The sequence below is a fragment of the Rheinheimera metallidurans genome, assembly GCF_036983985.1.
In the GTDB taxonomy this organism is placed as follows: domain Bacteria; phylum Pseudomonadota; class Gammaproteobacteria; order Enterobacterales; family Alteromonadaceae; genus Alishewanella; species Alishewanella metallidurans.
The window spans coordinates 488,251-502,327 of the sequence record NZ_JALAHQ010000001.1 but is presented as its reverse complement, the minus strand read 5'-3'; the positions used below and the strand labels follow the sequence as shown (position 1 = coordinate 502,327).

Genomic DNA, 14,077 nt, shown 5'->3' with positions numbered 1-14,077 from the left:
ATTTTTTTGCCTATAAACGAGGAGCTGGGTATGTCGCAACCTAACAACGTATTACATGGCGTAACCTTAGAGCAAATTGTTACTGCACTAGTTACGCATTTTGGCTGGACAGAACTGGCTAAACAGATTGATATTAACTGTTTTAAACTAGACCCTTCGGTTAAAAGCAGTCTAAAATTTTTACGCAGAACACCTTGGGCACGGCAGAAAGTTGAAGAGTTATATATTGCAGAAAAGCTGTATCAGTAGCACTAATACAGCGTCTTAACCGAGCTTACTTATCTACCAGTGGCTTGCTATAGGCAAGCTCCATATCCCAAGGTAGCTGGATCCAGGTATCTTGTTCTATATCAGCAACATAGTAATCAACTAGGGGTTTACCCTGCGGTTTAGCATACACGGTAACAAAGCTCGCTTTGGGGAAATGCTCACGCAAGACCCTGGCAGTTTCACCGGTATCAACCAGATCGTCAACAATCAGCAAACTAGCATCATCTTGCAAACTCGCCGCTTTTAAAATACTTAGCTTACCTTGTTTATCATGCTGGTAGCTGGCAACACAAATACTATCAATAACACGAATATTCAGCTCTCTAGCTAAAATAGCCGCGGGCACTAAACCACCACGGCTTACTGCAACAATAGCGGTATAGTTTTTACCTAGCAGCCGATGTGCCAGCTCTTTAGTGGCATGGTGAAACGACTCCCACGACACGTAAAACATTTTATTTGTTGATAATGACATACCCTGCCCTACACATTGGCTAACGCAAAAATTATAAGCAGCCCAGCGCCACTTCAACCATTTCATTAAAACTGGTTTGGCGCAGCTCAGCACTCAGTGACTCACCGGTACGAATATGATCGCTCACGGTGAAAATGGCTAACGCGTTAATACCATACTCGGCGGCAACACCGTATAAACCGGCAGCTTCCATTTCTATTGCCAACACGCCATATTTTTCTAAGGTGTCAAATAAGGTTGGGTTAGGGTTATAAAATAAGTCAGAGGTAAAAACATTACCTACCTTAACGTCAATCTGCTTGGCTCGGGCGGCAACGACGGCTTTTTCTAGCAGATTAAAGCTAGCAATAGCAGCAAAATCTAAGCCGCCTAAACGGTTGCGGTTCACACTAGAATCGGTGCTGGCGCCCATACCAATGACGACATCTCGTACCTTTACATCTAGCGGCAAACCACCACAAGAACCAATACGAATAATGTTTTTTACACCAAAAAACTTAACCAGCTCAGTTGCATATATAGAGATAGACGGTACGCCCATGCCAGAGCCCAGCACGCTAACTGGTTTACCTTTATAAGTTCCGGTGTAACCCAACATGTTACGCACCGTATTTACGCATACCACGTCAGTTAAATAGGTTTCGGCAATATGTTTTGCCCTAAGTGGATCGCCTGGCATTAATACGGTTGGCGCAAAAGCATCTGCTGCTGCATTAATATGCGGAGTAGCCATAAAAGTCTCTTAATTAATCGAAGTTAAAAACGAATCGCCGTACGCCATAGCGTCCAGCCCAAAATAGTCAGCCAGCGTTTGGCCTATATCAGCAAAGCTCATGCGCTCACCCAAGTTTACTGGCTGCATGCCCGGCTTATACACCAGCACCGGAATATACTCACGCGTATGTTCAGTGCCATGCCAAGTAGGGTCGCAACCGTGATCCGCGCTAAGCAACAACAAGCTATCGGGCGCACAGGCCGCCATCAGTTCAGGTAAACGTTGATCAAAGTATTCTAAAGCTTCGCCATAGCCAATAGGGTCGCGGCGATGACCAAAGTTTTGATCAAAATCCACTAAGTTAGTAAATACAATACTATTGTCTACTTGCTGTGCCATTTGCGTCAGGGTGGTGTCGATTAAATCGGCTAAACCGGTGGCTTTAATACTGCTACTAATGCCTTGGTGCGCATAAATGTCGGCAATTTTACCAATGCTAACTACCTTACCGCCAGCAGCAGTTAACTTATCTAATACTGTAGCTGCAGGTGGCAGTACCGAGTAATCTCGTCGGTTTCCGGTACGAGCATAATTAGTTGCATTGTCGCCTAAAAACGGCCGAGCAATAACACGGCCGATGTTGTAACTATCTAGTAATTCACGCGCTACCAAGCAAAAATCGAGTAAGCGGTCCAAGCCAAAATGCGTTTCGTGCGCGGCTACCTGAAATACGCTGTCCGCCGAGGTATAGCAAATAGGTTTACCGGTTTTAATATGCTCGTCGCCCAGTTTAACTAAAATATCGGTGCCTGAAGCATGACAGTTACCTAAAATACCCGGCACACCAGTGCGCCGACATAATTCGTCTATCAGTGCGGCAGGAAAACTCTGGGTTTTATCAAGAAAATAGCCCCATTCAAATAACACAGGTACACCAGCCATTTCCCAGTGCCCACTAGGGGTATCTTTGCCGCTGCTAAGCTCTCGCGCATAACCATAACCACCGAGCAGTTGCTCAGTGTCTGCTATATCAGCCTGTACGCCACCCGAAGCCGCTGTGCCGGCTTTAACTAAGCCTAACCGAGCTAAATTAGGCAAGGCTAACTGCCGGCCTTTTTGCTGATGAAACACCTTAGCAATACTGGCGAAAGTATTCGCACCAACATCACCAAATTTAGCCGCATCGGGTGCATAACCAATACCAAAGCTATCTAGTACTAGGATCACTACTTTTTTTGTCATAGTCCTGCTCCGATGTGGTGTTAACTGGGTGAGTAATTACGTTACGTTAAGCGCAAAACAATAGTGCTACAACGCAGTTTTCAAAAAGGGCAAACAGTGTAAAACTAAGCCAGCCGCAATACAACACTATGGCTATAACCGTACAGCATAAAACCAAGACAAAACCCGCCACAAGGGCGGGGTTTAATTGTAACAACAACTAAAACAACACCTATTTACGGTAGTTGTTTATAGCCCATGTTATATAATGTAAAGCTAAATATATCGGCCATTTGCTCAATTTGTTTCGATACCGGCGTACCTGCACCGTGGCCAGCATTAGTTTCAATGCGTATTAACTGCGGGTTTGTACCGGCATCTTTGGCTTGTAACTCTGCAGCAAACTTAAATGAATGTGCCGGTACTACGCGGTCATCGTGATCGGCCGTTGTTACCATAGTTGCAGGGTACGAAACCCCGGCTTTAACATTATGCACCGGTGAATAACCACGTAAGTAATCGAACATTTCTTGGCTTTGCTCGCTAGTACCATAGTCATAGGCCCAGCCAGCGCCCGCGGTAAAGGTATGGTAACGCAGCATATCCATTACGCCTACCGCTGGCAGTGCAACCTTAACAAGGTCTGGCCGTTGGGTCATCACTGCACCAACTAATAAACCGCCGTTAGAGCCACCACGAATAGCCAATTTATTGCTTGAGGTATAGCCCTGCTTTTCTAAGTATTCAGCGGCAGCAATAAAGTCATCAAATACGTTTTGCTTTTGCAACTGAGTACCAGCCTGATGCCATGCTTTACCGTATTCGCCACCACCACGTAGATTAGGCACCGCATATACGCCGCCCATATCTAGCCATACAGCATTAGGAATACTAAAGCTTGGCGTTAAACTAACGTTAAAGCCGCCATAACCATACAATATGGTTGGGTTAGTACCGTCGCGCTTTAAGCCTTTTTTATAGCTGATAATCATAGGCACTTTAGTACCATCTTTAGAGCTATAAAATACCTGCTCTGACACGTAGTTTTCGCTGTCAAAATTAGCACCTGATTTACTATAAAGCTTTGAATCACCTGAAGCAGGGTTAAAACTATAAATCGTCTGTGCTGTCGTGTAATTGGTAAAGGTATAGTACAAATTAGCATCCAGCTTTTTGCCACTAAAACCACCGACACTACCTACACCTGGCAGCTCTACATCACGCACCAATTTGCCGCTGTAATCGTACTGTTGCACTTTAGCAATAGCATCAACCATGTACTCAGCAAAAATAAAACCACTACCGGTAGATGCACTTAACACATGTTCAGTATGCGGGATTAAGTCAACCCAATATTCAGGCTGAGGCTTTACTGCGTCTACCGTTACCACCTTTTTATTAGGTGCGTTTAGGTTGGTAACTAAATACAACTTGCTACCATCGTTATCCAATAAACGGGTATCTGAATCAGTGTGATCTAAAATAGTAACTAGCGCGCTATCTGGCTTAGTTAAATCTTTTAAAAACAGCTTATTACCTGACGTTGAAACCGCTGCTGTAATCAGCAAATATTTGTCATCTTCAGTTACAGAAGCGCCAACATAACGGTGCTTTTCGCTGTCAGTATCGCCAAAAATAACTGGGTCATTTTTCTGTGCTGTGCCCAACTGGTGATAATACAACTTATGTTGATCAGTTTTAGCTGACAACTCACTGCCATCGGGCTTGTCGTAACTCGAGTAATAAAAGCCTTCATTACCAAACCAGCTAATACCACTGAATTTTACATCAACCAGTTCGGTTTCTAATTTCTGTTTAGTTTCAACATCAATAACGATGATCTTGCGCCAGTCACTGCCACCTTCTGAAATAGAATAGGCAAGTTTAGAACCGTCTTTAGAAAAGCTGGTTTCAGCTAATGACGTGGTGCCATCAGCACTAAAGGTGTTCGGGTCTAAAAACACTTCACTGCTACCATCGTCTAATTGGCGATAGAGCACATACTGGTTTTGTAAGCCGTCATTTTTATAGAAATAGGTATATTTGCCTTCTTTAAACGGCGCACTGATTTTCTCATAATTCCATGACGCGGCTAATTTTTGCTTTATTGTTTCACGATAGGGAATAGTAGCTAAGTAATCAAAAGTGACCTTATTTTGTGCTTTAACCCAAGCTTCAGTTTCTTTACTGCGATCATCTTCAAGCCAGCGGTAAGGATCAGCAATTTTATTATCAAAATAGCTATCAACTACTTTACCTTTGGCTGTTTGCGGGTAAGTTAGCGCGTTTTTTGTAGTTTCAGTCATAGTTACATTATTCGGTTCGGTTACAGTAGCCGTGTTTGGCTCACCGCCACAAGCGGCTAGCAAAGATACCGCTAGAATACTAAGTACGTGTTTCATCGAAGAGCTCCCTGTTTCTTGTTGTTTTATCGCGCCTGAGCTTAACAAAGATGTGCCGTTTTGCCTATTTCAGGCAATCGGTTTTTATGCGCTATAAGATTAAAAAGCAAAAAAGCCAGTCAAATGACTGGCTTTCGCTGTAATGGTGCCCAGACCCGGAATCGAACCAGGGACACGCGGATTTTCAATCCGCTGCTCTACCGACTGAGCTATCTGGGCAAAACTGTGTTACGTAAATGGTGCCGCTTATCCGAGTCGAACGGATGACCTACTGATTACAAGTCAGTTGCTCTACCAACTGAGCTAAAGCGGCAAACTACGTTATAGAAAAAGTTGCTCTAATTTTACACTTAACAACTTTAGCACCTAATTAATGGTGCCCAGACCCGGAATCGAACCAGGGACACGCGGATTTTCAATCCGCTGCTCTACCGACTGAGCTATCTGGGCAACGCGGGTCGTATTAAACGGATTTTACGATATTAAGTCAACAGATATTTTATCAAGTAAGTACTGTTAGCTTATTAGTTATACAATAAGTGCGAATTACACACTAAACCGCCACCGCTATGCCGGTTTAATGTGTATTTTACCTTAATAACGCTGCTTGACGTAATTTACCACATCTTGATATTTTTCTTGGATTACTCGGCTGTATTCTTTAATTACCGACCAGTCACTATTCTCTGCAGCAGTTTCAAGACTGAGAGCTTGCTCTGATAAACTTAGCGCTCCGATACTTTTTGCTACAGATTTTAGTTGATGTGCCACAGCCCTAACTCCGCTGCGATCATTGCTTTCTAAATGCGTCGCTAACGTAGCAAGTAAATCAGCAGCATGCTTAACAAAATAGTTTAAATGCTCTTCGTGCTTACTGGAATCGTTGCCAAGAAAATTAGCTATAGTAGTAAAGCAAATAGGCGAAGCCTGCTGCGCAACCTCACTATTTAGACTAACAAGCTTTTTAATATCGGCCTTGTGCGGCAACCAACGGGTTAACATAATTTCAAGCGTGGCAAGCTCTATTGGCTTAGTTATATAGCCGTCCATACCAATGCTCAGGCATTTTTGCTCTTCACCTTTAAGCGCATTCGCTGTTACAGCAACAATCCGCGTAAATTCGGCGCCCTCACTTAAATGCAGGCTTTCTTTACGAATAGCACTGGCTAAATCGTAACCGCTCATATTCGGCATATGCAAGTCGGTTAAAATAAGTGGATAGTGAAATTGGCGCCATTTTTCCAGCGCTATAGCACCGTCGTCCGCAACCTCAACGGCATAACCTAGGGCATTAAGCTGATCAACAATAACGCGCTGATTCATTAAGTTATCTTCAGCCAGTAGTATTAGCTTACGCTGCTTACGAGCCTGCTCGATCGACGGTGCTGCAGTCGCAGTAATTTTTTCGCCAGCATATACTGGTTTAGCTTTACGCTTGGCCGCGATAAGCACGGCGTCATAAAGATGACTGCGGCAAATTGGCGAGCTATGTAAATAATAGACACGGTCTGTACTGCGTTCAGATAACTCAACTTGATTAGTAATAATAACAAACTGCACCTGCCCCATAGTCGGCATTTGTTGTAGCTGATCAATCTGGTTCGCTGAAATTTGCTCGTAAGTTGCATCTAAGACCCAAACAGCTGCCTGTTTTGGCGGTAAGGGCTTGGTATTCTCTGCGCGCTGCAACAAAGCCTCAAAGCTATTAGCGACTTCAAGCTCTGCATCGGCATATTCAAAGTACTCGGTCAAATGCGTTTGGTTGTGCGGGTCGGTAGTAAACAAGCACAAATGAATATCACGTAATAGTTCTTTATCAAGATACTGAATTTCATCAGAGCGACGCATAGGCACGCGAACAATAAACTCCGTACCTTGATCAACCTGGCTTTTAACGTTGATATCGCCATACATTAACGACGTTAAGCGCTGACAAATTGATAAACCTAAACCTGTGCCACCAAACTTGCGCGTTATAGAGCCTTCAGCTTGACTAAACGGTTGGAAAACATAGCTAATTTGACGCTGAGTCATGCCTTTGCCGTTATCAATAATACTGAACTGGATCTGGCTAAAATCCATATTCTCTTCTAGCAAATCAGCTTTAATAATGACTAAACCAATTTTCTCTGGCGTGGTTTGGGTAAACTTTATCGCGTTACCCGCCAAATTATACAAAATCTGTCTTAAGCGCACCGGATCGCCAACTAAACCATAAGGAATACGTGGGTCAATAAATAGCTTTAAATCGATTTGTCGCTGATACGCAACCGACACTAAGATACGGCCCACAGCTTCAATAATTTCGACCAATGACAGCGGTATCGTTTCTAATTGTAACTTACCAGCTTCAATTTTCGAGAAGTCTAAAATATCATCTAAAATGCGCAGTAATGAGAATGATGATTCGCGTATCGTGTCTGTCATGCGAAACTGTGACGTAGATAACTGAGTTTTACGCAGTAAATCTATAGTACCTATAATGCCATTCATTGGCGTTCGGATTTCATGACTCATCGTTGCCAAAAACGTTGACTTAGCTTCATTCGCTTTTTCAGCGGTTAATTTTGCCGTTTCTAAAGCATCGGTGCGCTCTTTAATCCGCGTGTCCACTTCTTGCTTAAGGTTTTTAATATTTTGCTCTGACTCAGCCAGCGCAGCATGACCTTGCTCAATTTTACGAAACAACTGATTAATATGACTGCCAAGCACGCCATAACTATCTTGTGCATGGCTATCGACACTGATATCAAACTGCTCGTTGTCTAAAGCTTGATGTGTGCCAAGCAATAGCGGTTTTATACGGCGGCTAAAAAAGCCTGAAATAATTGACGCAAAAAGCAAACTTAGTATCAAGCCAATCACTAAACTTACGCCAAAAGCTGCGGCATAAGGCCACTGCGGCTTAATATCGAGTTGTTGTACATAAATGAGTAGTGCTTTCTGTTCTGGCTTTAAACTTATAATCTGGTGCACCACCAAATATTCATTATTTTGCTCAGCGCTCTCAGTCCAAAGTGGTTGGGGTACAAAGCCTTGTACGTTATTAGTATTAGCAATAAGTTCAACATCACCACGTTCTGCTTGGCGATATAAATATAAGGCTCTAGTTGGATCGCCATTACGCGTTTGAAATAATACCTGCTCGGTAGCGCTACTATTATTACTTTGCAGCAACGGCGTTATTGCACGTTGTACTAACGTAGCGTCAGCACTAAGGCGAGCTAACTGCTTATCATTGTAATTAGGATCTGGCTGATTTAACGCCATAAACAGGCCAGCTTGCACTAATAGCGTAAATAAGCTGAGTAATATAAGGCGCTTAAAGATAGGCCGACTAAAAGAGGTGTTTTTCATTAGCTGTCCAATTTCTCTGCTTTTACTGCACACTACGTAATTTGTTTAGCAGTTTAACAATTTTTAGCCTCTTGCGTAACCGTATAATTGCGCCGCGATTTTGTTGTCACAAAAACGCCAGCTTAATGCTGGCGTTTAACGTTAGATATCGTTGACTGCGCTTTATTTCATAACTAATTTAGAACTGATTCATGGTGTTATCTTTACCGCCCGCTTTTAACGCCGCTTCGCCTGAGAAATATTCTTTATGATCATCGCCTACATCTGAACCCGACATATTCTGATGTTTAACGCAGGCAATACCTTGGCGTATTTCTTTACGTTGCACACCCTCAACATAACCCAACATGCCAGCGGCACCGAAGTATTCTTTAGCTAAATTATCGGTTGATAATGCCGCCGTATGATAAGTAGGCAAGGTGATAAGATGATGGAATATGCCGGCTTCACGTGCCGCATCGGCTTGGAAGGTTCGTATCCGATTATCCGCTTCTAACGCTAATTCGCTGGCATCATATTCCTCCCCCATTAACTGCGCGCGGTTATATGCATTAAGATCCCGACCCGCGGCTTGCCATGCATCAAATACTTGTTGGCGGAAATTGAGTGTCCAGTTAAAGCTTGGGCTATTGTTGTAAACCAGCTTGGCATTAGGTACTACCTCGCGGATACGATTTACCATTTCGGCAATCTGGCCGACGTGCGGTTTTTCGGTTTCAATCCATAACAAGTCGGCACCATGCTGCAATGAGGTAATACAATCAAGTACTACGCGGTCAACGCCACTGCCACTCTTAAATTGAAATAAACCACTGGCTAAACGTTTTGGTTTTAATAACTTACCATTCGCTTTTACTACAACGTCGCCATTGGCAATATCATCGGCACCACTAATAACGTCGCCATCTAAAAAGCTATTGTATAAATCGCCTAAATCACCAGGTTTATTGGTTACCGCGATTTGTTTAGTTAAGCCAGCACCTAATGAGTCTGTGCGAGCGACAATAATACCGTCGTCGACACCAAGTTCTAAAAAGGCATAACGTACTGCATTAATTTTGGCTAAAAAATCGGCATGTGGCACGGTTACCTTTCCATCTTGATGGCCACATTGTTTTTCGTCAGACACTTGGTTTTCAATTTGAATGGCACAAGCACCGGCTTCTATCATTTTCTTCGCTAACAAATAAGTAGCCTCTTCATTACCAAAACCAGCATCAATATCAGCAATAATAGGCACTACGTGAGTTTCGAAGTTATCAATTTTATATTGTATTGCCGCAACCGCAGTTTTATCTGCTTGCGCTTTAGCTGCATCTAGCTCTCGGAACAAACCACCAAGTTCACGCGCATCGGCTTGCTTTAAAAAGGTATAAAGCTCAGTAATTAGTGCGGGCACTGCCGTTTTTTCATGCATTGACTGATCGGGCAATGGCCCGAATTCTGAACGCAGTGCGGCGATCATCCAACCGGATAAATACAGGTATTTGCGTTTGGTGGTGCCAAAGTGTTTTTTAATAGCGATCAGTTTTTGTTGGCCTACGAAACCGTGCCAACAACCGAGTGATTGTGTATATTGGCTACTATCTAAATCATATGCTGCCATATCAGCACGCATAATTTTGGCAGTGTATTTAGCAATATCTAACCCAGTATGAAACTGGTTTTGTGCGCGCATTCTAGCGGCTGATTCAGGATTAATGGCTGCCCATGCCGCACCATTTTGCTGACGTAACTGAGCTATCTGTTGTATTGCATCTTGGTAAGCTGACATCGCGATATCCTTCTTTTGCTTATAGCCCAATAGGCTGGGCGCTATTTTCCTCAAGCTGATAGTCAACCTGACGGCTTCCACTATAGGTTTGATTTCAACAATTCATAAAGATGATTTTTGTTATGCCTATCATTCACGCAACTTATGAAAAAGCGCACTTGACGACTGCCGTATAGCCAGTGCTATGATTCATTACACTTATACAAAGTCAGTCGGTTATTAAATATATGAATATTAAGAAAATGGATTTAAACCTGCTGGTTTATCTAGACGTATTACTGCGGGAAAAAAACGTTACTCGGGCCGCGCACCAACTTAATATTACCCAGCCGGCGATGAGTAATGGCTTAAAACGACTGCGTGATTTACTTAATGATCCCATACTTGTGCGCACATCTGAAGGTATGGTGCCAACCGAACGCGCTCGTGAGTTAGCACCCATTGTACGTGGCGTATTGCTAACTCTAGAAGAAACTCTGCAACCTAACAAAGACTTTGAACCGCTTCTTAGCCAGCGCGTATTTCGTATCATGGCCAGTGATTACGCAGCATCTACCTTGATCCCTGCGCTGCTGAAGAAAATGCGTGTACAAGCACCACACACCAGTTTAGATATCATGACGCCATCAGACGTTACCTTTCACGACGTAGAAAACGGTAAGGTAGATATGGCGATTAACCGCTTTGACCAACTACCGCAATCGTTTCATCAAAAAACCGTTTGGCGTGATAGTTTTTCTTGCCTCATTAATGCACAAAATCCAGTACTAAAAAACTTCAATTTAGACAGCTATTTAAAAGCCCAACATATCTGGGTAAGTAAAACCGGCTTCGGTGTTGGCGTAGGTATGGACCCTAAAGACGTACAGAAATTAGGCTGGGTAGATGAGGCACTCGCTAAGCTGGGTAAACAACGCAACATCTCGGTATTTACCCGTAATTATCATGTCGCAATGCACCTCGCGGTTGGTATAGATTTAATTGCGACCCTACCCAGCCATGCGGCTCGGCTTTATGCCAATGACCCTACTATGGCCATTATGGACCCACCGTTTGCCATTCCTTCGATTGAGCTAAAAATGATTTGGAGCCCTTTGCTGCATCAAGATGCTAGTCATATTTGGTTTCGCCGATTAATAGTAGAAACGGCCGATGAACTAAATTAAAACGCCAAATATACTAAGAGTAACTAACACCATAGCCGCTATATTAAAAGGCTAAGTAACAAACACGAAAAAGGCGCTGTCAGACTGACAGCGCCTTTTGCATTTGGTTTACTCAGCTTAATCTAGTAACTGATAGGCTGGCAGGGTAAGAAAGTCTACTAGCTGTTCAGAAGTAGTAATATCTAGTAATAATTGCTGAGCACGAACAAAATTTTGCTCGGCCCAGTTAGTTTCACCTACTTCTGAGCGCACGATCTTTGCTTCTTGCTCTAGCATCGCGGCAAATAGGGCTTTGGTAATCAGCTTGCCATTACTTAAGCTTTTTCCGTGTTTTATCCATTGCCAAATCGAGGTACGAGAAATTTCTGCCGTTGCAGCATCCTCCATTAAGCCGTAAATAGGCACACAACCTTTGCCGCTTAGCCATGCAGCAATATACTGCAGTGCCACACGAATATTAGTCCGCATACCTTCTTCGGTGCGCTCGCCCTCGCAAGGCGCTAATAGCTGCGCTGCGGTAATCTCTGCATCACTTTGGCGGCTAATATCCAACTGGTTTTGCTTATTACCTATTAAATATTTAGCAAACACCGCATTTGCTGTCGCAGCTAACCCAGGGTGCGCAACCCAGGTGCCATCGTGCCCATTACTCGCTTCTAGCTCTTTATCGGCATGCACTTTAGCTAAAATGGCCGCATTTTGTTCCGCATCTTTGGCGGGTATAAATGCGGCCATACCGCCCATGGCTAGCGCCCCTCTTTTATGGCAGGTTTTTATCAGCAAGCGTGAGTAGGCATTTAAAAAGGGTTGTTTCATGGTAACCACTTGCCGATCAGGTAGGACGCGATCAGCATGATTTTTTAAGGTTTTAATATAACTAAAGATATAATCCCAGCGGCCACAATTGAGCGCTACAATGTGATCGCGCAGCATATATAGAATTTCATCCATCTCAAATACTGCCGGCAGAGTTTCAATTAACACGGTCGCACGAATAGTACCGATACTTTGGCTAAACTTTTGTTCGGTATAGCTAAATACGTCAGCCCACCATTTAGCCTCGACATGAGTTTGTAATTTAGGTAGGTAGTAATAAACACCGGTATTCTTGGCAAGTCGAACTTGATAGTTGTGTAAAAAATACAGCGCGAAATCAACCAGCGAACCAGGCACTTGCTCGCCATCAACCAGCAGATGCTTTTCAAATAAATGCAAACCACGCACCCGAGCAATCAGCAGCGCTGGGTTAGCGTTTAAGGCGTAATGTTTACCGGTTTGCGTATCGGTATAACTAATTTGACCTAAATTGGCATCACGTAAATTTATTTGCCCTTCGATAACACCGCTCCAGCTCGGTGCTTGCGAATCTTCAAAATCAGCCATAAACACTTTTACATCGGCGTTCAAGGCGTTGATGATCATCTTGCGCTCTACTGGGCCGGTAATTTCAACACGACGGTCTTGTAAATCAGCCGGTATTGCCGCTATCTGCCATTTAGACTGGCGAATGTTAGCGGTCTCTGGCAAAAAGTCAGGCAGTGCACCAGCGTCATACCGTTGCTGTTTGCTTTGACGTGCTGCTAGTAATTTAGTTAGCTCTGGACGAAATTTACGAGTCAATTCAACCAGCAAGGCACAGGCTTGCTCAGTTAGAATACTGTCATAATCTGCATTTAATGCTGCATTTATAGTTAAACCGGCACGGCTGATGCTTGTAGTCATAAGTCTGTCCTTTTATCGACGGATACCAATATTGGCGCATTAGCGGCTGGGTATCAGATTGAGCACGAACTATAAGCGCTTTTTAACTATAAAATACATTAATGCCAACAATGCTAGCCATTCACTACTGAAATACACAATTTTAGGTTTAAACCAAAAAGATGGCACAACTTGTGCTTAATAATATTTAAGTTATTGGTGTATCTGACACCTTGTCAATTTTCTGTCGGAGGTATGCATGGAATTTGTCCTGCTATTAATATTAATGTTAGTAATAGTGGTAGCGCTGGTGGCTAGCCGCTTTGTCGACAGTGGCAATCCGTTTCCACTGCAAAGAAAAACCAGTTTATTTAGCCCAGTTGAACGCTCTTTTATGCAACTGCTAGAAAAAGCCGTAATTAACGAATATAAAATATTAAATCGTGTGCGCCTGTCAGATGTGTTGGATTTAAAAACCGGTATCAGTGATAAAGCGCGCAATAACACGCTATTAAAGCTAAATGCCAAGTATCTTGATTTTGTACTCTGCGATCCGACGGATTTAAGCGTAGTAGCAGTGCTAGATTTGGTAAACAACAGCACTAAAGATGGACACAACGCCGTACCTGACTGGTTTGTAAATGGCGCTTTAGATGCTGCAGGCGTGCCTTATCTGCGCATGAAAATAAAAGTAGGTTACACCGCAGCAGATATTCAAACGGCTATTGCGGCACGGTTAGGTAAAACAGTAACTAAGCCAGAACCTATGTTTAAAGGTTTAGTGAAGAAAGGCCCAACACGTCCGGTACGCTCGCTAAAACCGGCAGTTAGCGGCAATACTTTGCCAGTGCCCGCTTTATCACACTCTCAAATTAAGGCGCAGCAAACTGCGCTTATACAGGCTTCTTAACGCTTTGGAGAAATGAGTCACTCCGCGCTAAGTTGAAATACCGCCCGCTGCAACGGGCGGTATTTTTTTATGCAAAATTAAGCTAA

At 43.4% G+C, this 14,077-nt stretch carries 10 protein-coding genes and 3 tRNA genes; 3 read left to right on the top strand and 10 right to left on the bottom strand.

Annotated elements, in window-relative coordinates; all coding sequences use genetic code 11:
* Nucleotides 1-30 precede the first annotated feature (30 nt).
* Nucleotides 31-249, top strand: a complete 219-nt coding sequence (locus MN199_RS02365; RefSeq protein ID WP_132581956.1) for a VF530 family protein — start codon at nucleotides 31-33, stop codon at nucleotides 247-249.
* 25 nt (nucleotides 250-274) lie between these two features.
* On the opposite strand, the gene gpt is transcribed toward MN199_RS02365, so the two are convergent.
* The 9 genes from gpt to MN199_RS02320 all read right to left on the bottom strand — a co-directional run bounded on the left by gpt (nucleotide 275) and on the right by MN199_RS02320 (nucleotide 10,214).
* A complete protein-coding gene (gpt, locus tag MN199_RS02360; protein ID WP_132581954.1) occupies nucleotides 275-745 on the bottom strand; it encodes a xanthine phosphoribosyltransferase in 471 nt (156 codons plus the stop codon).
* A gap of 31 nt (nucleotides 746-776) precedes the next feature.
* Nucleotides 777-1,478, bottom strand: a complete 702-nt coding sequence (gene deoD, locus MN199_RS02355) for a purine-nucleoside phosphorylase (protein ID WP_132581952.1) — start codon at nucleotides 1,476-1,478, stop codon at nucleotides 777-779.
* Nucleotides 1,479-1,487: 9 nt separating this feature from the next.
* Complete coding sequence (locus tag MN199_RS02350; RefSeq protein WP_132581950.1) at nucleotides 1,488-2,702, bottom strand: phosphopentomutase; 1,215 nt, start codon at nucleotides 2,700-2,702, stop codon at nucleotides 1,488-1,490.
* A gap of 215 nt (nucleotides 2,703-2,917) precedes the next feature.
* On the bottom strand, nucleotides 2,918-5,083 hold the full coding sequence (locus MN199_RS02345) for a prolyl oligopeptidase family serine peptidase (RefSeq protein ID WP_335738294.1): 2,166 nt from the start codon (nucleotides 5,081-5,083) through the stop codon (nucleotides 2,918-2,920).
* 143 nt (nucleotides 5,084-5,226) lie between these two features.
* Nucleotides 5,227-5,302: transfer RNA gene (locus tag MN199_RS02340), tRNA-Phe, on the bottom strand.
* An 18-nt stretch (nucleotides 5,303-5,320) separates the two neighbouring features.
* A tRNA-Thr gene (locus MN199_RS02335) sits at nucleotides 5,321-5,396 on the bottom strand.
* A 61-nt stretch (nucleotides 5,397-5,457) separates the two neighbouring features.
* Nucleotides 5,458-5,533: transfer RNA gene (locus tag MN199_RS02330), tRNA-Phe, on the bottom strand.
* A 144-nt stretch (nucleotides 5,534-5,677) separates the two neighbouring features.
* A complete protein-coding gene (locus MN199_RS02325) occupies nucleotides 5,678-8,440 on the bottom strand; it encodes a hybrid sensor histidine kinase/response regulator (protein ID WP_132581946.1) in 2,763 nt (920 codons plus the stop codon).
* 178 nt (nucleotides 8,441-8,618) lie between these two features.
* The gene (locus MN199_RS02320; protein ID WP_132581944.1) at nucleotides 8,619-10,214 is read right to left on the bottom strand and encodes an isocitrate lyase; all 1,596 of its coding nucleotides are present in this window, start codon (nucleotides 10,212-10,214) and stop codon (nucleotides 8,619-8,621) included.
* A 227-nt stretch (nucleotides 10,215-10,441) separates the two neighbouring features.
* Between MN199_RS02320 and MN199_RS02315 the strand changes: the two genes are divergently transcribed.
* The gene (locus MN199_RS02315; RefSeq protein ID WP_132581942.1) at nucleotides 10,442-11,380 is read left to right on the top strand and encodes a LysR family transcriptional regulator; all 939 of its coding nucleotides are present in this window, start codon (nucleotides 10,442-10,444) and stop codon (nucleotides 11,378-11,380) included.
* A 117-nt stretch (nucleotides 11,381-11,497) separates the two neighbouring features.
* Here the strand turns inward: MN199_RS02315 and aceB are convergent, their stop codons facing one another.
* Nucleotides 11,498-13,102, bottom strand: coding sequence for a malate synthase A (aceB, locus tag MN199_RS02310; RefSeq protein WP_335738293.1), 1,605 nt, complete (start codon nucleotides 13,100-13,102; stop codon nucleotides 11,498-11,500).
* A 238-nt stretch (nucleotides 13,103-13,340) separates the two neighbouring features.
* Here aceB and MN199_RS02305 point away from each other — a divergent pair, with 238 nt between their 5' ends.
* On the top strand, nucleotides 13,341-13,991 hold the full coding sequence (locus MN199_RS02305) for a DUF2726 domain-containing protein (protein WP_335738292.1): 651 nt from the start codon (nucleotides 13,341-13,343) through the stop codon (nucleotides 13,989-13,991).
* The last annotated feature ends 86 nt before the right edge of the window (nucleotides 13,992-14,077 follow it).